This window comes from Pseudonocardia sp. C8, assembly GCF_014267175.1.
Lineage (GTDB): Bacteria > Actinomycetota > Actinomycetes > Mycobacteriales > Pseudonocardiaceae > Pseudonocardia.
On sequence record NZ_JACMTR010000002.1, the window covers coordinates 4,548,003 to 4,571,592 of the forward strand.

The 23,590-nt window shown below is 74.5% G+C and carries 14 protein-coding genes and 1 pseudogene; 5 read left to right on the plus strand and 10 right to left on the minus strand.

The genetic code is table 11. The annotated features are described in order from the left end of the window. Nucleotides 1-117 precede the first annotated feature (117 nt). Both H7X46_RS21635 and H7X46_RS21640 read right to left on the minus strand, forming a co-directional pair. Nucleotides 118-1,068, minus strand: coding sequence for a LysR family transcriptional regulator (locus H7X46_RS21635; protein WP_186361140.1), 951 nt, complete (start codon nucleotides 1,066-1,068; stop codon nucleotides 118-120). Between the two features lie 102 nt (nucleotides 1,069-1,170). Next, the gene (locus tag H7X46_RS21640) at nucleotides 1,171-1,689 is read right to left on the minus strand and encodes a hypothetical protein (protein WP_186361141.1); all 519 of its coding nucleotides are present in this window, start codon (nucleotides 1,687-1,689) and stop codon (nucleotides 1,171-1,173) included. A 378-nt stretch (nucleotides 1,690-2,067) separates the two neighbouring features. Here H7X46_RS21640 and H7X46_RS30410 point away from each other — a divergent pair, with 378 nt between their 5' ends. Beyond that, on the plus strand, nucleotides 2,068-2,862 hold the full coding sequence (locus H7X46_RS30410) for a hypothetical protein (protein ID WP_186361142.1): 795 nt from the start codon (nucleotides 2,068-2,070) through the stop codon (nucleotides 2,860-2,862). 88 nt (nucleotides 2,863-2,950) lie between these two features. Here the strand turns inward: H7X46_RS30410 and H7X46_RS21650 are convergent, their stop codons facing one another. After that, on the minus strand, nucleotides 2,951-5,227 hold the full coding sequence (locus H7X46_RS21650) for a glycoside hydrolase family 3 C-terminal domain-containing protein (RefSeq protein WP_186361143.1): 2,277 nt from the start codon (nucleotides 5,225-5,227) through the stop codon (nucleotides 2,951-2,953). A 206-nt stretch (nucleotides 5,228-5,433) separates the two neighbouring features. Here H7X46_RS21650 and H7X46_RS21655 point away from each other — a divergent pair, with 206 nt between their 5' ends. The 3 genes from H7X46_RS21655 to H7X46_RS21665 all read left to right on the plus strand — a co-directional run bounded on the left by H7X46_RS21655 (nucleotide 5,434) and on the right by H7X46_RS21665 (nucleotide 10,093). Further along, nucleotides 5,434-7,224, plus strand: coding sequence for a phosphatidylglycerol lysyltransferase domain-containing protein (locus H7X46_RS21655; protein WP_370588896.1), 1,791 nt, complete (start codon nucleotides 5,434-5,436; stop codon nucleotides 7,222-7,224). Between the two features lie 227 nt (nucleotides 7,225-7,451). Then, a complete protein-coding gene (locus H7X46_RS21660) occupies nucleotides 7,452-9,497 on the plus strand; it encodes an NAD(+) synthase (RefSeq protein ID WP_186361144.1) in 2,046 nt (681 codons plus the stop codon). A gap of 356 nt (nucleotides 9,498-9,853) precedes the next feature. Further along, nucleotides 9,854-10,093 carry a hypothetical protein gene (locus tag H7X46_RS21665; RefSeq protein WP_255426189.1) on the plus strand — a complete coding sequence of 80 codons (240 nt, stop codon included), beginning with the start codon at nucleotides 9,854-9,856 and terminating at the stop codon, nucleotides 10,091-10,093. A gap of 6 nt (nucleotides 10,094-10,099) precedes the next feature. Here H7X46_RS21665 and H7X46_RS21670 read toward each other — a convergent pair whose 3' ends face one another. The 3 genes from H7X46_RS21670 to H7X46_RS21680 all read right to left on the minus strand — a co-directional run bounded on the left by H7X46_RS21670 (nucleotide 10,100) and on the right by H7X46_RS21680 (nucleotide 15,480). Next, complete coding sequence (locus H7X46_RS21670) at nucleotides 10,100-11,437, minus strand: MFS transporter (protein WP_186361146.1); 1,338 nt, start codon at nucleotides 11,435-11,437, stop codon at nucleotides 10,100-10,102. 110 nt (nucleotides 11,438-11,547) lie between these two features. Then, a complete protein-coding gene (locus H7X46_RS21675; RefSeq protein ID WP_186361147.1) occupies nucleotides 11,548-13,656 on the minus strand; it encodes a PhoX family phosphatase in 2,109 nt (702 codons plus the stop codon). 1,092 nt (nucleotides 13,657-14,748) lie between these two features. Beyond that, nucleotides 14,749-15,480 carry a response regulator transcription factor gene (locus H7X46_RS21680; protein ID WP_186361148.1) on the minus strand — a complete coding sequence of 244 codons (732 nt, stop codon included), beginning with the start codon at nucleotides 15,478-15,480 and terminating at the stop codon, nucleotides 14,749-14,751. Between the two features lie 231 nt (nucleotides 15,481-15,711). On the opposite strand from H7X46_RS21680, the gene H7X46_RS21685 reads away from it, so the two are divergent. After that, on the plus strand, nucleotides 15,712-17,199 hold the full coding sequence (locus H7X46_RS21685) for a helix-turn-helix domain-containing protein (RefSeq protein ID WP_186361149.1): 1,488 nt from the start codon (nucleotides 15,712-15,714) through the stop codon (nucleotides 17,197-17,199). Nucleotides 17,200-17,275: 76 nt separating this feature from the next. Here H7X46_RS21685 and H7X46_RS21690 read toward each other — a convergent pair whose 3' ends face one another. From H7X46_RS21690 to H7X46_RS30880, 4 genes and pseudogenes are all read right to left on the minus strand, one after another. Then, nucleotides 17,276-21,202: an ABC transporter ATP-binding protein gene (locus H7X46_RS21690; protein ID WP_186361150.1), complete on the minus strand. Its 3,927-nt coding sequence runs from the start codon at nucleotides 21,200-21,202 to the stop codon at nucleotides 17,276-17,278. A 59-nt stretch (nucleotides 21,203-21,261) separates the two neighbouring features. After that, nucleotides 21,262-22,119 (minus strand): hypothetical protein, encoded by an 858-nt coding sequence (locus tag H7X46_RS21695; RefSeq protein WP_186361151.1) that lies wholly within the window; start codon nucleotides 22,117-22,119, stop codon nucleotides 21,262-21,264. Then, nucleotides 22,116-23,039, minus strand: coding sequence for an ATP-binding cassette domain-containing protein (locus tag H7X46_RS21700; protein WP_370589080.1), 924 nt, complete (start codon nucleotides 23,037-23,039; stop codon nucleotides 22,116-22,118). Before H7X46_RS21700 ends, H7X46_RS21695 begins: the two co-directional genes overlap by 4 nt. Nucleotides 23,040-23,384: 345 nt before the next feature. Beyond that, nucleotides 23,385-23,432 (minus strand): annotated as a pseudogene (locus H7X46_RS30880) (hypothetical protein); the annotation flags it as partial. Between the last annotated feature and the right edge of the window lie 158 nt (nucleotides 23,433-23,590).

Sequence of the window (23,590 nt, forward strand, 5' to 3'; positions counted from 1 at the left end):
GGCCGCGCGTCTGACGGCCGGCCGCGCGTCTGACGGCCCGGTCGCGCGTCTGACGGCCCGGTCGCGCGTCGGACGGCCCGGTCGTCGGCGCGGCCCGGGCTTCGGCGAGACCCGGCGTCAGCGCGGCCCGGACACCGGCACCGACCCGGCGTCGGTGTCCCGCTCCAGCTCGGCACCGACACCGGCCGTCTCCACGGCGTCGAGGAACGCCCGGGCGACGTGCGAGGCCGGGCCCCTGTCTCCCAGCACGAGCCCGACGACCGGGCGGGACCCGGGATCGTCGAGCGGCAGGGCCCGCATCCCGGCGGGCACCCCGAACGCGCGCAACCAGGTGTGCGCGATGACGGCCGACCACTGCCCGGTGGCCAGGTGGGCGTAGAGGGCGGCGACGGTGTCCGCCTCGACGTCGACCTGCGGAGTCACGCCCGCGGCGACGAGCGCCCCGTCGACGATCTCGCGGTTCCGCATCCCGCGGCTCAGCGCGCACAGCCGCAGCCCCGCCGCCTCCCGCCACGCCAGCGTGTCCCGGCCGTCGAGCGCGGGCCGGTCGGGGGTGAGGAGCAGGTAGCGCTCCCGGTACAGCGGCAGGACGTGGCTGCCGGTCGCCCCGGGGTCCACGTAGGTCAGGCCGACGTCCAGTTCGAACTCCGTGAGCAGCCGGTGGATCTCCCGGGCCGAGAACACGTCGATCCGGGTGCGCGCCTGCGGGTACGCGCCCACCCAGGCCAGCGTGAGCACCGACGTGGCGGGGACCGCGGTGGGGATCGCGCCGATCCGGACGGTCGCGGTCAGCCCGTGCCGCAACCGGTCCAGGTCGGTCCGCAGCGCGTCGCGCTCGGCCAGGATGCGGTGCGCCCAGCCGACGACCCGCTCCCCCTCACCGGTGAACCCCTGGAACCGCCGGTCGCGCTGGACGATCGTGACCCCCAGCTGCCGTTCCAGCGCCCGCAGCGCCGAGGAGAGCGTCGACTGGCTGGCGTGACACGCCGCGGCGGCCCGGCCGAAGTGGCGTTCCCGGGCCAGGGCCACCAGGTACTCGAGCTGCCGCAGCTGGACGTCACCGGCCATTCCGGGAGCCTATCGGCCGAGGAACGGGACCGGTGGCGTCCGAGCCGGAGATGCACAGGGGCCCGGCTCCGCGGAGCCGGGCCCCTGCGACGTCGTGCCTGGTCAGGGACGGAACCAGCCCAGCGGCCCGTCGACCTCGTAGCCAGCGTTCTTCATGTTCTCGACGTTGGCCGGCGTGTCGGTCAGCACCCGCCACTTGCCGTCCTTGCTGAACCGCACGAGGCCGACGTCGCCGGAGTCCTCGTGCCCGTCCAGGTAGCCCGCGACTCCCTCGTCGACGAACTTCGGGCTCTTCCACTCCTCCGGCGAGATGGACAGCATGTAGCTCGGGCCGCCCTCCTTGAGCCGGAGGCGGTGCACCGGGTTGCTGCCCTCGGTCGGTGCCAGGTCGATCCGGCCGACCTGCGTGGCGTCGGTGAACCCGTGGGCCTTCTCCGCGGTCACGGCCTCGTCCGCGCGCGCCGTGTAGAACCAGCCCTTGTCACCCGCGGTCCGCATCTCGGTCAGCGGCGCCGAGGTGGTCCCCCGCTCGGACGGGTCCGCCTGCGCGATGCCGGAGAGTGCGGTGGCCAGGACGGCGCCGATCACCGCGATCCCCCCGGCGAGTGCTCGAAACCTCATGATCAATCCCCCCTGCTGACGTACGGTCACTCATCTCTCCGAACGAGTGGTCGCCGGGTGCGATACGGCACACCGCGTGAACAGGACCTGGCCACCCGGTGAACGGCACGCCGCCGGCCCTCCCGGCCGAGCACCCAACGGACCCCGGTGTGACGCCCGTTACCACTTCCGTAACGGGCGGGACACCCGGGCCACGCACACCGCGGGTGCCGGCCGGGATGCCCCGCCGGTCGCGTCGCAGTAACCGTTGCCTGAATTCCTCACCTCATCGGTGGAACAGCCGGGCGCTCCGCGTTGCTCCGTCCGGACGTGTGGGGGAAGCATCCGGCCCTGGCATCGCGAGATCGCCACCGATCAGTCCACAGAGGGGATCAGCTCATGGGTTACGAACGGGACGACAACGCCGGCGAGGCCGGCGGCTTCGACCGCGAGCAGGGCGGCTTCGGCGGGAACGAGCGCGAGTCCGGCGGCTTCGGCGGCGGCGACGACCGCGGCGGCGAGTCGAGCGGCTTCGGCGGGCAGCGCGAGTCCGGCGACAGCTTCGGCGGCAACGAGCGCGAGTCCGGCGGCGGCTTCGGTGGCAGCGAGCGGGAGTCCGGCGGCGGCTACGGCGGTGGCGAGCGCCAGTCCGGCAGCTTCGGCGGCAGCGACGACCGCGACCGCGGCGGCGACTCGGGCGGCTACGGCGGCAACGAGCGCGAGTCCGGCGGCGGCTACGGCGGCAGCGAGCGCGAGTCCGGCGGCGGCTACGGCGGTGGCGAGCGCCAGTCCGGCGGCTACGGCGGCAGCGACTACCGCGACCGCGGCGACTCGGGCGGCTACGGCGGCAACGAGCGCGAGTCCGGCGGCAGCTTCGGCGGTGGCGACCGCGACCGCGGCGGCGACTCCGGTGGCTTCGGCGGCCAGCAGGAGTCCGGCGGCGGCTTCGGCGGTAACCAGCGCGAGTCGGGCGGATTCGGCGGCGACGACCGCGGCGGCGACTCCGGCTTCGGCGGCAGCCGGCGCGAGTCCGGCGGCTACGGCGACGACCGCGAGTCCGGCGGCAGCGGGCGCGAGTCCGGCGGGTTCGGCGGCGAGTCCGGCGGCGGCTACGGCGGCGACGACCGCGACCGCGGCGGGGACTCCGGCAGCTACGGCGGCCAGCGGGAGCAGGGCGGCTTCGGAGAGCGCTGACCCACGGAACGCCCCGGCCGGGCCGCGCGAGGCCCGGCCCGGCCGGGGTGCCCCGCCGTCCACGGTGGGCCCCGCCGCTCGGGCCCCGTCAGACCGGCCCGGACCGGCCGCCGAGGCGCTCGACGAGCTTGTCGAGGGTGTCGTGGTCGACGCTCAGCCCGTGCATCGACGCGAGCGCGGACATCGGCGCCGGCCCGAGGAGCGGCAGGAGCTCCGGATCGCGGGTCGGGTCCGGCTGCCCCGCAGCGGCCGCCTCGGCGAGGAGCCGCGCCCCCACCGGGTCGGCCAGCCACTCGTGCAGCGTGGAGTCCGGGCCCAGCGGCTCGGCGATCGACGGCGCGTCGACGGTCACGGTGTGCACGAGCGGCAGGTCGCGCGAATGGCGACCGACCTCGATCGCGAACTCGCCGGCCTCCACGACCCAGCCGTTCCGCCGGATCGACCAGAACGAGAAGGCCCGCTGGTCCAGGGTGAGGGTGACCCGCTCGGATCCGCCCGGCTCCAGGTCCACCTTGGTGAACCCCTTCAGCTCGCGTACCGGGCGCGCCACCGAGGCCTCGAGGTCACGGACGTAGACCTGCACGACCTCGGCCCCGGCGACCGCACCGGTGTTGGTGACCGTCACGCCCACCTGCGCGGCGAGATCACCCCCGGCGACCGAACCGGTGAGCGTCACGTCGAGGTCGGTGAGCGCGAACTCGGTGTAGGACAGGCCGAACCCGAACGGGTACGCGACGTCGCTGCGGGTGGCGTCGTAGCCGCGGTAGCCGATGAAGATCCCCTCGCCGTAGCGCACGACCCGGGAGTCCCCCGGGAAGTTCAGGTACGACGGGTTGTCCTCCAGCCGGTGCGGGACGGTCTCCGCGAGCCGGCCCGACGGGTTGACCGCGCCGGTGAGGACGTCGGCGATGGCGCCCCCGGCCGCCTGGCCACCGAGCCAGGCCTCGACGAGCGCGGCGGCGTGCGGCTCGACGTCACCGAGCAGCACGGTGGCCCCGTTGACGAGCACGACGGCGACGGCGGTGTTCGCCGCGGCGACGGCGCGCAGGGTGGCGATCTGGTTGGCGGGCAGGTTCATGTGGGTGCGGTCGAAGCCCTCGGACTCGTCGGCGCCGGGCAGGCCGAGCAGCATGACGACGGTGTCGGCGGCGGCCGCCGCGGTCACGGCCCCGGCGCGCAGCGCGTCGTCGGCCGCGCCGTCCCCGCCGATCGTGTAGCCGGGCGCGAAGGTCACCTCACCGTGGGCCGCGGTCAGCTCGTCCAGCAGGGTCTCCAGGCTGGTCGGGTTCACCTGGGAGCTGCCGGCGCCCTGGTAGCGGGGCGTGCGGGCGAACTCGCCGACGACCGCGACCCGCTCCGACGGCGCCAGCGGCAGCACCGGCGTGCCGCCGGCCGTCGACCCGTTCTTGAGCAGCACGACCGACTCGGCTGCGGCGGCCCGGGCGAGGCGGTGGTGGGCGTCGGCGTCGAAGCCCTCGTCCAGCTCGAGCACGGCCATGCCCTTGTCGACCAGCTCGAGGACGGCCCGCACCCGGGCGTCCAGGACCGCCTCGTCGAGCTCGCCGGCGCGGACCGCGGCGACGACCGCCTCCGGGCTCCGGGGCAGGTCGGGCGGCATCTCCAGGTCCAGCCCGGCCCACAGCGCGGGGACCCGGTGGTAGGCCGCGCCCCAGTCGGACACGACGAGCCCGTCGTAACCCCACTCGTCGCGCAGCACCGTGGTCAGCAGCCACGGGTTCTCCGACGCCGAGGTGCCGTTGACCTTGTTGTACGAGCACATCACCGTCCACGGCCTGCCGGCCGTCACGATCCGCTCGAACGCCGGGAGGTAGATCTCGCGCAGGGTCCGCTCGTCGACCTGCGCGTCGACCCGCATCCGGTCGGTCTCCTGGTTGTTGGCTGCGAAGTGCTTCAGCGAGGTGCCGACACCACGGGACTGGATGCCCTCGACGATGCCCAGCCCGAGCTCACCGGCGAGGTGGGGGTCCTCGGAGAAGTACTCGAAGTTGCGCCCGCACAGCGGCGAGCGCTTCATGTTGATCCCCGGGCCGAGGACGACCGACAGGTTGCGGGCGCGTGCCTCCTGGCCCAGCGCGGCACCGATGCGGCGCAGCAGCGCGGGGTTCCAGCTGGACGCGACGGCCGACGCGGTGGGGAAGCAGGTGGCGGGCACGCTGTCCCCGAGCCCGACGTGGTCGCCGGCCCCGGGCTGGGCACGCAACCCGTGCGGGCCGTCCGCGACCATGATCGCGGGGATGCCGAGCCGTTCGACCGGGGCGGTGAACCAGAACGAGGAGCCGGACGTCAGCGACGCCTTCTCCGGCAACGTCAGGTCGTCGAGCAGTGCGGTGACGTCGAGGCTCACGGGCGGTCCCTTCGGCGGCGGTGCGGGTGGCTCACCAGACTGCCGATGCGGCGCAGCCGACGCACCTGATCGCCGCCCGGGCACCGGCCGTGCACACCGACCGTCACCTGCGGCGCCCCCGGTCGGGGTATCGCCGTGACCCTCGTTCGGACCGGCCCGGGTGGGGTCTAGGTTTCGGCGGCGAACGCCGTGACAGGGAGGATCGCGTGGCGGGGTCTGTCACCGCCGGGGACGGCCGGAACGGGCACGTCCGCCCCCGCGCGAACCCGCGCCCGGACCCGGCGGCGCGACGGCGCCGGTTGTCCGAGGCCGCCGTCGTCCGTGCGGTGGTGTGGGCGGCCCGGATCGTCGGCCTGCTCACCGTGCTCACCGCGGTGCTGCCCGCGCCGCGCCGGATCCTGGGCGGTGAGCTGCGGAGCACCCTCGGCCTGCCGTCCGGGGTCGGGCTGGCCGCCCTGGTCGTGACGACGGTCGCGGGCGTCGGCCTGCTGCTGCTGGCGACCGGGTTGCGCCGCCGCAAGCAGCGCGCCTGGTGGGTCGCGACCGCGACGACGGCCTTCCTGGTCGTGGTCAACCTGCTGCACGTCCTCGACCAGCGGCACGGCCTCGTCCCGACCCTGCTGGTCGCCGCGCTGCTGGTCGCCCTGCTCGTCACCCGGCGCTACTTCGTCGCCGAGCAGGACCCCGGCGGCCTGGGCCGCGCGATCCGCACGGTCGTCCAGTTCGGGCTGTCCGGGTTCCTCGTCGTGTGGGTGCTGCTGGCGCTGAACCCGCGCCGGCTCGCGGACGACCCGCCGGTCGCAGCCCAGGCCGTGCACGCAGCGCTGTCGCTGGTCGGCGTGACCGGGCCGGTCTCATTCACGGCGGGTGCCGGCTGGCTGGACGACCTCACCGCCGCGGTCGGGCTCACCTTCGGCCTGGTCGCCGTCCTCACCGCCGGGTACCACCTGCTGCGCTCACCGGAACCCCGGCCGGTGCTGGAACCGGCGGACGAGCAGCGCCTGCGGACCCTGCTCGCGCAGCGCGGCGGCGACTCGCTCGGCTACTTCGCGCTGCGCCGCGACAAGGCGGCGGTGTTCTCGCACGGCGGCAAGTCGGCCGTGTCGTACCGGGTGCTGGCGGGGGTCGCGCTGGCCTCCGGGGATCCGGTGGGCGACGTCGGCGCGTGGCCGGGCGCGATCGAGGCGTTCCTCGCCGAGTGCACCCGCTACGGCTGGTCCCCCGCGGTGCTGGGGTGCTCCGAGCGTGGGGCGACGGCCTGGTCGAAGGCCGGGCTGGACGCGCTGGAGCTCGGTGACGAGGCCGTCCTGGAGACGGCGACGTTCACTCTGGACGGGCGCCCGATGCGCGGCGTCCGGCAGACCGTCAAGCGGATGCAGCGGATCGGGCACACCGTCTCGGTCCGGCGGCTGGGCGAGTACACCGACGACGAGCGGGCCGCGCTCGCCGAGCAGGCGCGCCGCTGGCGGGGTGGCGAGCACGAGCGCGGGTTCTCGATGACGTCGTCCCGGATCGCCGACCCGGCCGACCCGGATGCGGTGATCGTCACCGCGTTCCGGGAGGGGGAGCCGAGCGGGATGCTGCAGCTGGTGCCGTGGGGCCCGGACGGGCTCTCGCTCGACCTGATGGTCCGTGACGCCGGCGCCGACAACGGCGTCAACGAGCTCATGATCGCCGAGCTGATGGCGGCCACGGCCCGCCTCGGCGTGACCCGGGTGTCGCTGAACTTCGCGGTGTTCCGGTCCGCGCTCGAGCGTGGCGAGCGGCTCGGGGCCGGTCCGGTGGCCCGGATCTGGGCCCGGCTGCTGCGGCTCGCGTCGCGCTGGTGGCAGATCGACTCGCTGTACCGGTTCAACGCGAAGTTCCGGCCCGCCTGGTACCCCCGCTACGTGCTGTTCCCTTCCGTGCGGGACCTGCCGCGGATCCTGCTCGTCGTGCTGGAGGCCGAGGGGTTCGGCGGGCGGCCATCCGCGCTGCTGCATCTGCTGCGCCGGTGACGACCGCACGGACCAGCGCCGGGTGCACCGTTCCGTCCGCCCGGATCACCCACGCCGACGTGCAGCTGAGCGTCCCATGGAGATCGACAATTCGCGCTCAGCTGCATCTCGGCGGGATTCGCGAGAGCGGGGGCGGCGCGGCGCAGGGCGGGGCGGGGCGAGCCGGCGCGGGACCGCCGTGACGCCCGGTGCCGGTGGCGCGCACGGCGGATCGCCACAATGGCCCCGTGGACTTCCGCTCCGTCTATCGCCACCACTTCCTGCGGGCCGCCGCGACGACGCTGCACACCGCGATGGCCCGGCCGGACGCGAACGCCGCCGCCGTGCTGGACATCGCGCGCGAGTGCCACGACGACGGCGTCGGGCTGGTCGTGTTCCCGGAGCTGACCCTGTCCGGCTACTCGATCGAGGACATCCTGCTGCAGGACACGCTCCTCGAGGCCGTCGAGCGGGAGCTGGTGACGCTGGCGGAGGCGACGACCGACCTGCTGCCGGTGCTGGTCGTCGGGGCGCCGCTGCGGTACCGGCACCGGCTGTACAACTGCGCCGTGGTCATCCACCGGGGCCGGATCCTCGGGGTGGCGCCGAAGTCGTACCTGCCGACCTACCGCGAGTTCTACGAGCGCCGCCAGGTCGCGGCCGGTGACGACGTCCGCGGGGCGACCATCCACATCGGGGGCGACGGGTACCCGTTCGGCCCCGACCTTCTCTTCGCCGCGGAGGACCTGCCGGGGTTCGTGCTGCACGTCGAGATCTGCGAGGACGTCTGGGTGCCGATCCCGCCGTCGGCCGAGGCCGCGCTGGCCGGGGCCACCGTGCTGGCGAACCTGTCCGGCTCGCCGATCACGGTCGGCCGCGCCGAGGACCGGCGCCTGCTGTGCCGGTCGACGTCGTCGCGCTGCCTGGCCGGCTACGTCTTCGCCGCCGCGGGCGAGGGCGAGTCCACGACGGACGTCTCGTGGGACGGCCAGACGATGATCTACGAGAACGGCGAGCGGCTCGCCGAGTCCGACCGCTTCCCGGAGGGGCCCCGCCGGGCCGTCGCCGACCTCGACCTGGACCTCATCGCCGCCGAGCGGCGCCGGCAGGGCACCTTCGACGACAACCGCCGCACGCACGCCGCCCGCACCGGCGGCTTCCGGACGGTGGGCTTCCGGCTCGACCCGCCGGGGCACGACATCGGCCTGCGCCGCACCGTGGAGCGCTTCCCGTTCGTGCCGGCGGACCCGGCGCGGCTCGAGCAGGACTGCTACGAGGCGTACTCGATCCAGGTCGCCGGGCTGGAGCAGCGGTTGCGCGCGATCGGCCAGCCGAAGGTCGTGATCGGGGTGTCCGGGGGGCTCGACTCCACCCACGCCCTCATCGTCGCGGCCCGCGCGATGGACCGTCTGGGACGCCCGCGCAGTGACGTCCTCGCGTTCACGATGCCCGGGTTCGCCACCTCCGACCACACCCGCTCCAACGCGGTCGCGCTGTCCAAGGCGCTCGGGGTCACGTTCTCGACCCTCGACATCACCGGCACCGCGCGCACGATGCTCGCCGAGATCGGGCACCCGTTCGGCCGCGGCGAGCCGGTCTACGACGTCACCTTCGAGAACGTCCAGGCCGGGCTGCGCACCGACTACCTGTTCCGGCTGGCCAATCAGCGCGGCGGGATCGTGCTCGGCACCGGGGACCTCTCCGAGCTGGCCCTGGGCTGGTCGACCTACGGCGTCGGCGACCAGATGTCGCACTACAACGTCAACGGCGGAGTCCCGAAGACGCTGATGCAGCACCTGATCCGCTGGGTGATCTCCTCGAAGCAGTTCGACGACACGGTGTCCGGGGTGCTGCAGTCGGTGCTCGACACCGAGATCACCCCGGAGCTGGTGCCCGCCGACGGCACCCGGGAGATCCAGTCCAGCCAGGCGACCGTCGGGCCGTACGCGCTGCAGGACTTCACGCTCTGGTACACGCTGCGGCTCGGCTTCCGCCCGTCGAAGATCGCCTTCCTCGCCGGGCACGCCTGGTCCGACCCGTCAGACGGCGCCTGGCCGCCCGGGTTCCCCGAGGGCGAGCGCCCCGCCTACACCGCGGCGGAGATCCGGAGCTGGCTGCAGGTCTTCGCGAAGCGCTTCTTCGCCTTCGCCCAGTTCAAACGCTCGGCGCTGCCCAACGGTCCGAAGGTCTCGGCCGGGGGCGCGCTCTCGCCGCGCGGGGACTGGCGGGCGCCGTCGGACATGTCGGCGGCGCTGTGGCTCGCCGAGATCGAGCGCGAGGTCCCGGAGACCTGACCCGGCGCCGCCCGCGGGGGTGGTCCGCTCGCACGTCCAGCGTCTCCGGCATGCCTGTCGTCGTGCCCGTCACACCGGTCACCGATCGACGGCGCATCTCACCGAGCGGTGTGCGGTGCCACGTGCCGCCCGTGGCCGGCCCCTGCGTTCCGGTGCCCGGGGCCTGGCGGCCGGCCGGTCCGGGCCGTGAGCTGGGTGGAAACACCCTCGACTGTGGATCTGCAGGGCCGCGCGGCGGCGGCCGTGAGGGCCGGAGGGCGCCCACTCCCCTGAGCCGGCCGGGTGATCAGGACTACTACTGTCGCCGGCAATCGACCTGGAGGTGAGTCTTGGCGCTCGCGAACATCCTGTCCGAGATGCCCGATCTGCTCGCGCGGACCCTGGAGGAGCACACCCCCGATTCCGAGGGGTTCTGCCGGGAGTGCCGGGACGCCACCGGCGTCAGCGCGACGTGGCCGTGCGTCACCCGCGAGGTCGCCGAACGGGCTCGCTCCCTGAACGGCACCGGCGCCGGCAGCGACACCGACACGGTCGCCGCGCGCCGCCGGGCCCGGGACCTCAACGGCGCCGGGACCGGCCGGCACACGTCCGCCTGACCCGCGTCAGGACAGCCGGGCCGGCGCGTCCGGGCGGTGCGTCTCGCGGATGAACACGATCGCCACCAGCGAGATCACCGCGACGACGACCATGTAGACCGCGACGGCCGTCGACGTGCCGTAGCCCTGCTGCAGCGCGGTGGCGATCAGCGGCGCGAAGCCGCCGCCGAGCACCGCGCCGACGGCGTAGGAGAACGAGGCCCCGCTGTAGCGGTAGCGCGCCTCGAACATCTCCGCGAACAAGGCCGACTGCGGCCCGTAGGACAGCCCCAGCGCGGCCGTCAACACGACCACGGCGACCACCATCGCGGGGAACGCCGTCGTGTCCAGCAGCAGGAAGAACGGGACCGGCCACAGGACCAGCAGCACCGAGCCGACGAGGTAGGCCCGCTTCCGGCCGACCCGGTCCGACCAGATCGCGCCGCCGACGATGCTGGCCAGCCAGCTCACCGAGCCGATGACCACCACGACGATCATGATGTTGCGCGGGACCTTTAGCACCTGAGTCCCGTAGGACAGCAGGTAGGCCAGGAAGATGTAGCCGATCGCGTTGTTCGCGATGAAGCTCAGCGAGGCGAGCACCAGCTCGCGCGGCCGGTGGGCGAACACCTCGACGATCGGCGCGCGGCTGCGCGTGCGGTTCTCCCGCAGCATCGCGAAGACCGGGCTCTCCTCGACCCGCAGCCGGATCACCAGGCCGACGACGACCAGCAGGATCGACAGCAGGAACGGGATCCGCCACCCCCAGGCCGCGAACTGCTCCGGCGTGGTCAGGTTGGAGACGGCGAGGAACACCAGCTGGGCGAGGATCAGCCCGGCCGGGACACCGACCTGCGGGAACGAGCCGTAGCGGCCGCGCCGGTCGGGCGGCGCGTGCTCGACCGACATCAGTGCGGCGCCGCCCCACTCGCCGCCGGCGGACAGTCCCTGCAGCAGCCGCAGGACGACGAGCAGCACCGGCGCGGCCACCCCGATCTGCGCGTAGGTCGGCAGCAGCCCGACGCCGACCGTCGCGAAGCCCATCAGCAGGAGCGAGGCGACCAGCATCCGTTTGCGGCCGACGAGGTCACCGAAGTGCCCCCAGACGACGCCGCCGAGCGGCCGGGCGACGAGGCCGACGCCCAGCGTCGCGAAGGCGGCGAGCGTGCCCGACGCCGCGGACAGCGTCGAGAAGAACTGGCTGTTGAACACCAGGGCCGCAGCCGTGGCGTAGATGAAGAAGTCGTACCACTCGATCGTCGTGCCGATCGCGCTCGTGACGGCGACGCGGCGGACCTGCTGTGGAGCGGAGCCGGTGGTGTCGGCGACGCTCCCGCCACCCGCGTGCGGGTCGGTGGATGCCATGCGGATTCTCCCCCGGGCCGGACTCCGGTGTCCCGGCCCGGCGGATACTCTGCACCGAACGTCCGGTCGGGTAAAGGGGTGGCGTCCGACGAGTAGCGGCACCCGCCGGGCTACACCCCGATCTTCGCCGGTCGCCCGCCCTCCAGGTGCCGGATCGCGACGACGGCCGGACGCGGCTGCGCGGCACCCCCGTCCGGCCAGTGCGAGGCCGGGGCCTCCGGCGAGGCGTCGTCGACGTCGCCCGGGTGCTGCACCGAGATCAGCACGAACGTCTCGTCGACGACCGGTCCGCAGCACTCCGCCCCGACCGGCACGCTGGCGAACAGCCGGGTCGAGCCGCGCTGCGGCCCGTCCAGCACGACGCCGTAGAGCCCGTCGTTGATCTCCAGGGCCTGGCCGGAGTCGGTGGCCAGCCACAGGTTCCCGTAGCCGTCGAACGCGACGTTGTCCGGCGAGGTGATCGGGCTGACCTGCGACTTGTCGAACCCTCCGAAGTAGGTCGACGGGTCGTCCGGGTTGCCGCAGACCAGCAGGATGTTCCAGCCGAACGTCGTCGCCGCCGGGTCGTCGGCGGTCTCGGTCAGCTCGATGACGTGCCCGTGCTGGTTGGCGTTGCGCGGGTTGGCCTCGTCGGCACCGGCCTCGCCCGCCTTGCCGCGGTCGGAGTTGTTGGTGCAGGCGAGGTAGACCTTGCCGGTCCGCGGGCTCGGCTCGACGTCCTCGGGGCGGTCCATCTTGGTCGCCCCGACCCGGTCGGCGGCGAGACGGGTGAACACGAAGACGTCGGCGACGCTCATCCCGTCCACGTAGGACTTGGTGGTGGATGCGAGCGGCTTCCACACGCCTGCACCGTCGAACTGCCCGTCACGCGGCAGCGCCCCGTTGCCGGTGATCTCCGCAGGCGGGCTGTCCCCGGTGAAGACCGCGACGTAGAGCGTGCCGGACGACAGCAGCGTCGCGTTGTGCTCGCGCGCCTCCCGGCTGGTCCCGCGGCGCATCCGCTTGTCCGACACGAACTTGTAGACGTAGTCGAAGCGCTCGTCGTCTCCCATGTAGACGACCGGGCGGCCGTCCTCCGTGAGCTGGACGCCGGCCCCCTCGTGCTTGAAGCGGCCCAGCGCGGTGTGCTTGACCGGCTTCGACGACGGGTCGTGCGGGTCGATCTCGACGATGTAGCCGAACCGGTTCGCCTCGTTGGGCTCCTGCGCGAGGTCCCAGCGCGGGTCGACGCGCTCCCACTTGCGCTCCGAGGAGCCCTGCTCGATGCCGTAGCGCTCCTGGCGCGGGTCGGTCACCGGACCGGAGGCGAAGTAGCCGTCGAAGTTCTCCTCGCCGGTCAGGAACGTGCCCCACGGGGTGGTGCCTCCGGCGCAGTTGCCGACCATGCCCTTGACCGTCCGGCCGGAGGGGTCGGCCTTCGTCCGCAGCGCGGCCGAGCCGGCGGCCGGGCCGTCGAACGCCATCTCGGTGTCCGCGGTGATCCGGCGGTTCAGCGCCCCGGCGCGGTCGTGGTGCAGCTCGCCGGTCCGCGGGTCCCGGGTGACCTCGACGATCCCGCCGCCGTGCGCGGCCATGCCGATCCGGATCTGCTCCTCGGTGGGGTTCTCCTCGTCGTAGCCGCGGAACATCAGCGGCTCGAGCGTGTACTCGTGGTTGGAGTACATGACGTAGCGGGTGCCGGCGCCGTCGATCGGCAGGATCCCGCAGAAGTCGTTGTTGTAACCGAACTGGCGGGCCTGGGCGGCGGCCGTCTGGTGCTCGAAGTCGAACTCCGGCGCGTCCGGGAAGATCGGGTCACCCCAGCGGATCACGACGTTGGAGGCGTAGTCCTCCGGGACGCGGATCGTGTCGTCGAGGTTCGGCTCGACCGTCCCGTAGCGCAGCCCGCGCGGCGGCTCCGGCTGCTCCGCGGGCGCCAGCGGGTGCCGCTGCTCCAGGGCCGGGGTGCCCGCCGACGCGGTGCCGGCCAGCGCGGCGCCGGTCCCGGCGGTGAGCCCGACAACCGCGCCCGCGCGCAGGACCCCGCGCCGGTCGAGCACGGTCTGCAGGACGTCCCCGAAGTACCCGTTCGACGACCGGTTCGGCTCCGGCTTCGCACACGCGTCGCCGCACTTGTACCGGCAGGTCAGACCCTGGCGTCCGGGCCGGAGGCGGTCGATGACGGGGAGCGTGCGGCGGGCGCCGGCGTCCGGGGTGTCGCCGGGGCAGCGGTCGGCCACGGTCGTCCTCCTGGGGTCGTGGTGGGATGACGTCGGCGGGCGGAGCGGAACGCTCTCCGCCCGGTCCCCCGCATCTCAGCAGCCCTGTCCTCCGTACGGGTGAGGAGCAGGTGGCCGCGGGGTGAACGGGCGCGTGGGCTCGGCCACCCTGCGCACCCGCAGGGCGCTCCCGACACCCGCGACGGGAACGCGCGGATCGACACCCTCCACCCGAGCCGCACGCCCCGCCCCGCCGGGGGCGGCAAGGTGCTGATCAACACGCGCGACACGGCCGCCCCTGCTCGCGCGCGCCGCGCACCAGGCAGAAACGCGCTGATCGACACACGCGACGCCGCCGACCCGCACCCTTCCGCCCTCGGCACGGCCAGGACGCGCAGATCGACACCGCCGACGCCGCCGACCCGCACGCTCCCGCCCCGACACGGGCGACAACGCGCTGATCGACACGCTCGGCCCGACCGAGCCGCACGCTCCCGCCCCGCCCGGGGCGACAATGCGCTGATCAACACACTCCACCCGACCGAGCCGCACGCACCCGCCCCGCCCGGGGCGACAACGCGCTGATCAACACACTCCACCCGACCGAGCCGCACGCTCCCGCCCCATCCCGGGCGGCATCGTGCAGATCGACACACTCCACCCGGCCGACCCGCACGCTCCCACCCACTCCGGGCAGAAACGCGCTGATCGACACGTTCGACCCGGCCGGCCCGGCACCCTCCCACCACACCCGCGACGGGAACGCGCAGATCGACACACGGCGTCGCGGCGAGGGAGGCGACCACGAGCGCACCGCACGCGACTGCGCGCGACTGCGCGCGACGGGGCGCGATGCGCAGCGGCCTGCAGGGAGCGGGGCGTCTCGAGCCCGGGCCGGGGCGGGAATCTCCACGCGCCCCGGCCCGGCGGTCCGGTCCCGGCGCCGCTGCGCGCACCGGCGTGCACTATCCGCTCCGGGCGCCGCTGCGCGCACCGGTATGCACGATCCACTCCGGGCGCCGCTGCGCGCACCGGCGTGCACGATCCCCTCCGCGCACCGCTGCGCACGACGGCATGCGGGATCCGGCACCGCAACGGGCGCCGGCGTGCGGATCAGACGATGCCCTGCCGTGCGGCCGTGTAGACGATCTCGGTGCGGCGCCGCACCTCGAGCTTGTCGCGCAGGTTCCGGACGTGGAACTTGACGGTGGCCTCGGAGATCCGCAGCCGGGCACCGATCTCCCGGTTGCTGAGCCCGACGGCGAGCAGCCGCAGCACCTGGTTCTCCCGGTCGGTGAGCAGGGAGGTCTTGCACAGGTCGGGGCCCGGGGCCCGGGACGGGTCACGCAGCACCTGCAGCGGCGGCCCGGCGCCGCCCGTGCCCGGGTCGAACACGCCCTCGCCGCGCAGCACGGTGCGCAGCGCACGCACGATCTCGGCCGTGTCCGCGCCCTTGCGCAGGTAGCCGTGCACCCCCAGCCGGACGGTCCGCATCATCGAGTCGCGGTCCCGGCAACCGGTCAGGACGAGGACCTTCACCCCGCGGCAGCGGTCCAGCAGCGTGCGGATCAGGTCCAGGCCGGGGCGCTCGTCGCGACCGAACTCGATGTCGACGACGATCGCGTCCGGCCGGGTCCGCTCGGCGGCCATGAGCGCGTCCCGCGGGGAGGCGGCCTCCCCGGCCGGGACGAGGTCGGGCTCGGCGGTCAGCAACGCGCGGATCCCGTGGCGCACGACCGGCTCGGAGTCGACGACGAGAACCCGGGCCGCGCGACGGATCACCTCCGCGCCGTCGTGCCCGCGAACTCGCAGATCGGTGGCCTCACGAATGGCATCGAGCGTCATCGCTGTCCTCCGGGGTGCGTCGCGCCGCCTCCGTGGCGGTCCGCACACGGTAGGAACCGTCACGTTGCCCACACGTTGCGCGCCGCGGCGGCCGGCCGCGGGACCGCGCCCGCGACCCGGCCTACGAGCCTCGATCAGCAGGTATGCTCCCCGCTGCCGGACTCCTGGCCGGGCGGTGTGGTGCTCCGGCGACGGAACGACAAGGGTGTCCACCGGCGGGACGGAGGCGACATGCTCGGTGCGGACGGCACGTCGTCGGCCGACGAGCTCGTCGAGGATGCGGTCCGGCTGCGCCGGATCTACGAGGACGGCCTCGGCAGCGGCTCCGCCGGCGCGCCCCGCCCGGTGGTCTCGGACTCGTGGCAGCGCAGCCTTGCCGCGCACGTCGATCCGGAGAGCCGGCTCCCCCCGCTCGTCTACCAGGCGGACGAGCTGCGTGAGGTGCGGGAGCACCATCCGCTGCACTCGGTCATGCCGCTGCTGCGGAGCACGCTGGTCAGCATCGCCGATGAGGCGATGCACGTGATGCTCGTGACCGACGCCGACGGCCACGTGCTCTGGCGGGACGGTGCGCACGGGCTGCTGCACTCCGCCGACGACGTCGGGCTCTGCGAGGGCACCCGCTGGACCGAGGACGCGATCGGCACCAACGCGATGGGCACCGCGCTCGCGCTCGACGAGCCGGTCCGCATCCACTCGGCCGAGCACCTGGTCCGCACCTACCACGACTGGACGTGCGTGGCCGCACCCGTGCACGACCCGGACACCGGCGACACGATCGGCGCCATCGACATCTCCGGTCCCCTGCACACCGTGCACCCGGCGCTGGTCCAGCTGGTGACCGCGACCGCGCAGCTCGCCGAGAACCAGCTGCGGGTCCGCCTGGCGATCGCCGACGAGCGGCTGCGGGTGAAGAACATGCCGCACCTGGCCGCGCTGCGCGGCGCCGAGGGCGCGCTGCTGTCCGCGACCGGCCGGGTCATCGCGAGCGAGCCCTACGGCCGGTTCCCGGAACGCGTCCGGCTGGAGGAGGGCGCCGACCGGGTGCAACTCGGGGACGGGCGGGAGATGGCCGTCGAGCCGCTGGCCGAGGGGTACCTGCTGGTGCCGCCGTCGCGCCGCCGGGGACGGGTCGTCACCGGTGCGCCGGAGCTCGCGTTGCGCTTCACCGGTGGTGCCGGCCCGCGGATCACCCTGAACGGGACCGAGACCGCCGCGACGCTCCGGCCGGCCGAGGTCCTCACCATGCTGGCGCTGCACCCGGACGGGCTCTCCGGCGATCAGCTCACGCTGATGCTCTACGGGGACGACGGCAACCCGACCACCGTCCGCGGCGAGATCCACCGGTTGCGCTCGTCGCTCGGCACCGACCTGCTGCTGACCCGCCCGTACCGGCTCGCGACCGCACCGGACGCCGACTTCCTCCGGGTGCGGGTCGCGCTGCGGGAGGGCCGGGCCGCCGAGGCGCTCGACGCCTGCGCGGGTGCGCTGCTGCCCCGCTCGGACGCCCCGGCCGTCCGGGAGCTCCGCGACGAGCTCACCGCCGGCCTGCGGCACGCCGTGCTCGACGCCGACGACGCCGAGCTGCTGCACCGCTTCACCGGGCACCCCCTCGGCGAGGACGACCTGGAGGCGCACGAACGGCTGCTCGAGCTGCTCGGGCACGACGACCCGCGGCGGGCCGCCGTCGCGGCCCGGGCCGAGCGCCTGCTCGACTGATTCCCGCCGGGTGCGACCGCGGCCCGGCCGAGCCGTGCCGCGTGGCTCCGGACCGTCCGGGACCTGCCCGGCGCGGTCAGGTCCGTGCCGCCAGCGGGCTGTCCGGCTCGGGCTCCAGCTCCCCGGCGCGCCACAGGGCCGCGTACGGGCCGCCGGCGCGGACCAGCTCGTCGTGCGGGCCCTGTTCGACGATCCGGCCCCCGGCCAGCACGACGATGCGGTCCGACCGGCGGGCCGTCTGCAACCGGTGCGCGACGACGAACGCGGTCCGCCGCGCCGCCACCCGCTCCCCCGCGGCCAGCACGGTGGCCTCGGTGGCCGGGTCGAGCGCCGCCGTCGCCTCGTCGAAGATCAGCAGGTCGGGGTCGACGAGCTCGGCGCGGGCGAGCGCGACCAGCTGCCGCTGGCCCGCCGAGAGGCCCTGGCCGCGCTCCCCGACGGGGGTCCGGAACCCGGCCGGCAGCGACCGCACCAGGTCGTGGGCCCCGACCGCCCGGGCGGCCGCCTCGATCCGTTCCGGTGACGCGTCCGGGCGGCCGTAGGCGATGTTGGACGCCACGTCCCCGGTGAACAGGTGCGCCTCCTGCGGCACGACGCCGAGCCGGGACCGGTACCCGGCGAGCGGGTACCGGCGCACGTCGACGCCGTCCACTCGGACCTGCCCCTCGCCGGCGTCGTAGAACCGGGCCAGCAGCTTGATCAGCGTGGACTTGCCGGCCCCGGTCGCACCGACCAGTGCCACGGTCTCCCCGGGCGACACCCGCAGCGAGACGTCGTCCAGCGCCGGGGTCCCGGCGCCGTCGTAGGAGAACGTCACGTGGTCCAGCTCCACCGCCCCGCGGATCCGCTCCGGCACCGGGACCGGGTGCTGCGGCACGTCGGGCACCGACGTGGGCGTCCGCAGCAGCTCGGCGATGCGGTTCAGGCCGACGCGGGCCTGCTGGTAACCGTCGAAGACCTGGGACAGCTGCTGGACCGGGCCGAAGAACAGGGTCAGGTACAGCAGGAACGCGGTCAGCACCCCGGCGGTGATCTCCCCGGAGAGGATCATGGCTCCGCCGGCGCCGAGCACCACCGCCGACGCGATGTCGGACAGGAACGCCACGAACGGGAAGTAGAGTGCGATGTAGCGCTGCGCCCGCAGCCGGGAGCGGCGGTAGGCGTCCGAGCGTTCGCCGAAGCGGTCGTAGCTGAGCTCCTCCCGGACGTGGGCCTGCGCGATCCGGACCCCGGTCACGTTCTCCTGCAGGTCGGCGTTGACCACGCTGACCCGCTCGCGCGCCTCCGCGTAGGCCCGCGAGGAGAACCGGCGGAACACCACGGTCACGACCGCCAGCAGCGGCAGCAGCCAGCCCAGCGCGTACAGGGCGAGCTCGGCGTCGGTCGCGACCAGTGCCACGGCGACACCACCGATGGTGAGGACGCTGACCAGCGCCTGTGCCAGGCCGGTCTGCAGGAACGTGGACAGCGCGTCCACGTCGGTCGTCATCCGGGTCATGATCCGGCCCGCGAGCTCGCGCTCGTAGTAGTCGAGCCCGAGCCGTTGCAGGTGGGCGTAGCTGCGCAGCCGCAGCAGGTACAGCAGGCTCTCCCCGGCGCGGGCCGTGACGAGCGTCTGGAACCCGACCACGACCGCGTCGGCCACGACGATCAGGAGCCCGGCCAGTGCCGCGACCAGCAGCACCCGGGTCGACCCGTGAGCGATGCCGGAGTCGACCGCGACCCGGGCGATGCTCGGCAGGGCCAGCGTGGCGAGCGCGTCCGCGGCCATCAGGACCACACCCAGCACCAGCAGCAGCCGGACCGGGCGCAGCAGCGACGACAGGCGGAAGTGCGGGTCGGGCGCGGTGGGGTCGCCCTGGCCGCGCAGCCGTGGCGACTCGGTGGCCGGGGGCAGCCGTGCGACCTTCTCCAGCAGCTCGGGGGTGGCGCTGACCGTGCCGGCCCAGCCCGCGGGGCCGCCGGCCTCCCGGCCGAGCGCCCGGTCCGGATCATCGGTGCGCTCGACGTCCGGCCACAGCTCGGGCGTGATGCCGCCGATCCCCGCGGGCGCGGTCCCTCCGGCTCCGACGGTCGCCGGCACGGCATCGACCGGCACGGGGGCGCTCCGGCTGCCGTCGGCCCGGCTGCGGTCGCCGCGGCTGCCGTCGACCCGCCCGGCGTGGCCCGGCGCGAGATCGTCCGGCGCCGGACGATCCGGCGCGGCCGGGTCCGCGCCACCCAGCTCGTCCGCCGGACCGGTCGCCAGCAGCTCCCGGAACAGCGGGCACCGGCCCCGCAGCTCGTCCTCGGTGCCGATGTCGACCACCCGGCCGCGGTCCAGCACGGCGATCCGGTCGGCCAGCGCCAGCGTCGACCGGCGGTGCGCGACCAGCAGCGTCGTCCGCTCGGCGGTCAGGTCCCGCAGCGTCCCGTGGATCGCCGCCTCGGTGGCGGTGTCGACCGCCGACGTCGCGTCGTCGAGCACCAGCACCCGGGGCCGGGTGAGGACCGACCGGGCCAGCGCGATCCGCTGCCGCTGCCCGCCCGACAGGGTCAGGCCGCGCTCGCCGACCTCGGTGTCGTAGCCGTCGGGGAGGTCCTCGACGAACCCGGCGACCTGCGCGGCCTCCGCGGCGGCCCGGATCTCCGCGTCGGTCGCGTCCGGCCGGCCGTAGGCGATGTTGTTCCGGATGGTGTCGGAGAACAGGAACGCCTCCTCGAACACCACCCCCAGCTCGGCCCGCAGGTCACGCAGCCGAAGCTCGCGCAGGTCGATCCCGCCGATCCGCAGGCTGCCGGCCTGCGGGTCGTAGAAGCGCGGCAGCAGCAACGCCACCGTCGACTTGCCGGACCCGGGCGGGCCGACCAGGGCGAGCGTCTCGCCCGGCTCGACCCGCAGCGACAGCCCGTCCAGCACCGGATCGGGCGCGGCATCGCCATCAGGGCCGGAGCCGGCCGGCTCGTAGCCGAACCGGACGTCGTCGAGCTCCACGGCCAGCGGCCCCTCGGGCAGGGTGCGTGGCCGCTCCGGGTCCACGATCTCCGGCTCGGCGTCGATGATCTCGAAGACCCGCTCCGCCGCGGCCCGGGTGAGCTGGCCGGTGACGACCAGCGCCCCGATCAGCCGGGCCGGCCCGACCAGCATGCCGACGTAAGCCGTGAACGCCAGGAAGGTGCCGAGGTCGATCGTGCCCTGCGTGGCCAGGTACCCGCCGACCCCGATCACCGCGACCTGCCCCAGGCCGGGCAGCGCGAGCAGGGCCGGGTTCAGCCGGGCGGTCAGGCCGGCCGCCCGCAGCCGCTCGCCGTAGAGCCGGTGCGCCCGGCGCTCCAGCGCCGCGATCTCGCGGCCCTCCTGCCCGAAGCCCTTGACGACCCGGACGCCGGTCACGGTCTCCTCGACCTGCTGGGCGATCTCGGCCGCACGCTGCTGGGCCGACCAGGTCGCCGGGAACAGCGCGCGCCGGATCCCGTTGGTCGCCAGGAACGCGACCGGCAGCATCACCAGCGCGACCACGGTGAGCAGCGGCGAGAGCCACAGCATCGCCGCCACCGCCACCACCACGAGCACGACCGTCCCCGCGGACAGCGGCACCATCGACAGGAACCCCTGCACCAGCTGCAAGTCCGAGATGGACCGCGAGGCGACCTGCCCGGTACGCAACCGGTCCTGGCGCACGCCGTCCATCCGCTGGACCGCGGCGAACACCGCCCGCCTCAGGTCGTGCTGCACGTTCAGGGCCATCGTGCCGCCCAGGTAGCGGCGGACGAACGCGCCCGCGAACTTGGCGGCGCCGAGCACCAGCAGCCCGAGCACGACCGGGGCCAGCACGCCCGCGTCGCCGCCGACCACGCCGTTCACCCCGGACCGGATCAGCAGCGGGCCGACCGCCTCCAGCCCCACCCCGGCCATCGACGCCCCGAGCGCACCGAGGGTGACCCGGCGGTGCACGAGGCAGGCCCTGGCGAGGCGGCTGATCCACCCGGGTCGGGCCGGGCGGGCGGTTCGGGAGCGGAGCACACGATCAGGCTAGGCCGGGCCCCCGACAGATCCGGGCGCGGTGCCGCTCCGGTGAGGTCTCAGGTGATGTCCCGCCGCCCGCCGACGACCACGGCGAGCGCGACCGCGGCCGCCGCCCACGCGGCCAGCACCAGCAGCGCCACCCAGCCCGGCGGCGGCGCGCTCACCCCGGCGAGGAACTCCAGGACCATGCGGGCGTCGGCACCGGCACCGGCCGCGCGGACCGGGGCCTCGTAGAGGGCGAGGTCACCCGCGTTGCCGGGCAGGAACGGGGTGAGCCGGGCGAACACCGACGGTTCCCCGAACGACGAGTCGCCCGCCCGCAGTACCCCGGCGACCAGGTTCTCCCCGATCAGCAGGTAGCCCACGGTCAGCGCGACCGCGCCCGCCTGGTTGGGCACGAGCGTGCCCACGGCGACACCCAGCGCACCCCACAGCGCGCACACCAGGACCCCGATGGCGCCGATCCCGGCCAGCTCGCCCCAGCCCGGTAGCTGCTGGCCACCGAGCACCGCGCCGCCCAGCAGGGGGCCCAGCACCGCGACCACCAGGCCGTACAGCCCGGCGACGACGACGGCGACCGCCACCTTGGCCCCGAGCACCTGGACCCGGGTCCCGGTCAGGAACGCGAGGGTGATGGTGCGGTGGCGGTACTCCCCGGCGGCGAGCAGCGCACCGTGTGCGGCCCCGAGGATGGCGGTCATGCCCAGCGCCGACGCGAGCCCGGTGAGCATGAGGATCGGCGACGTCTCGGTGGCGGTCGGGACCAGCAGGGTGACCAGGCTGCCGAACAGGCTCGTCGCCAGCGCCAGCAGCACCACCGGGATCAGCAGCAGCCACCACGTCCTCGTCGACAGCGTCCGCCGGACCTCCCCGGTCAGCACCGCGCTCCAGCGGTGCGCCGCACCGAGCTTCATGCCGCCTCCTCCCCGGACAGGAGCCGGAGGAACATCTGCTCCAGGCCGACCCGTTCCTCGGTCATCCCGTACACGGCGACGCCCGCGGCCAGCGCCAGGTCGCCCACCCGGACGGCGTCGGTCCCGGCGACGGCCAGCCAGCCGTCGTCGACCTTGTCGACCTCGGTGATCCCGGCACCGGCCAGTACCTCGGCCAGCGCCGCCGGGTCCGCGGACCGGACCAGCACCCGGGCGCCGTGCCCGGCGCGCAGCTCGGACACCGCGCCGTCGAACCGGCAGCGGCCCCGGTCGATCACGACGAGCCGCTGCGCGGTCAGCTCCATCTCCGCGAGCTGGTGCGACGACACCAGCACGCTGCGCCCGGACGCGGCGAACGCGTTGACGAACGACCGCAGCCAGGCGATGCCGTCCGGGTCGAGCCCGTTGCCGGGCTCGTCGAGGACCAGGATCCGCGGGTCGCCCAGCAACGCGGCGGCCAGCGCGAGCCGCTGGTTCATCCCGAGCGAGAACCCGCCGGCCGCGCGGTCGGCGGCCGCGGTCAGGCCGACCAGCTCGAGCACCTCGTCGACCCGCGAGTCCGGGACGCCGATCGCCGCGGCGGCCGCCCGCAGGTGCGCCCGGGCGGTGCGCTTCGGGTGCACGCCCTGCACCTCGAGGACGGCGCCGACGACCTTCCCCGGCGACTCCAGCTCCGCGAACGGGACCCCGTCGATCAACGCCCGCCCGGTCGTCGGGACGACCAGGCCGAGGATCATCCGCAGCGTCGTCGTCTTGCCCGACCCGTTCGGCCCGAGGAAGCCGGTCACCGACCCCGGCTCGACGGTGAAGGACAGGTCCCGCACCGCCTCGACCGGCCCGAACCTCTTGCCCAGGCCCTCGACGGTGATCCGCCCGGGCCCGGGTGGTGCCGTCTCCTGCACTCCAGGTCTCCGTTCGTCCGAGCGGACCCCGCGGAGCGCGTCCGCTCTGCCTCGGTCCGGGTGCCCACACCCGGATCCGCGTGCCCGGCCATCCTGACCGAGGCCCGATCGCCCCACGCCAGGGGGACCCCGCTCGGTGTTGATGCGCGCTCCGCGCTCGGTACTGATGCGCGCTCCGCACGCTCCGCGCTCGGTACTGATGCGCGCTCCGCGCTCAGTACTGATGCGCGCTCCGCACGCTCCGCGCTCAGTACACGGCGCGCACCCGCAGGTCGGGAAGGTGTCGGCGATCCGGTCGAAGTCGCGGTCGCGATGCACGAGCACGGCGCCGGTCCGCATCGCCACCGCGGCGATCAGGCAGTCCCCCGGCTTCCGCACGGTGTCCGCGGGCACGGACGGCGCGGTACGCCAGCGCGGCGGAGCGGTAGTCGAGCGCGGCCTCCACCGTGACCAGGCGCAGGCCGCTGGTCAGGAGGTCCAGTTGCTCGAACGCCCGCCCCGGGGGCGCTCCCGCCAGCAGCTCCATGATGCCGAGGTGTCGATCAGCTCCA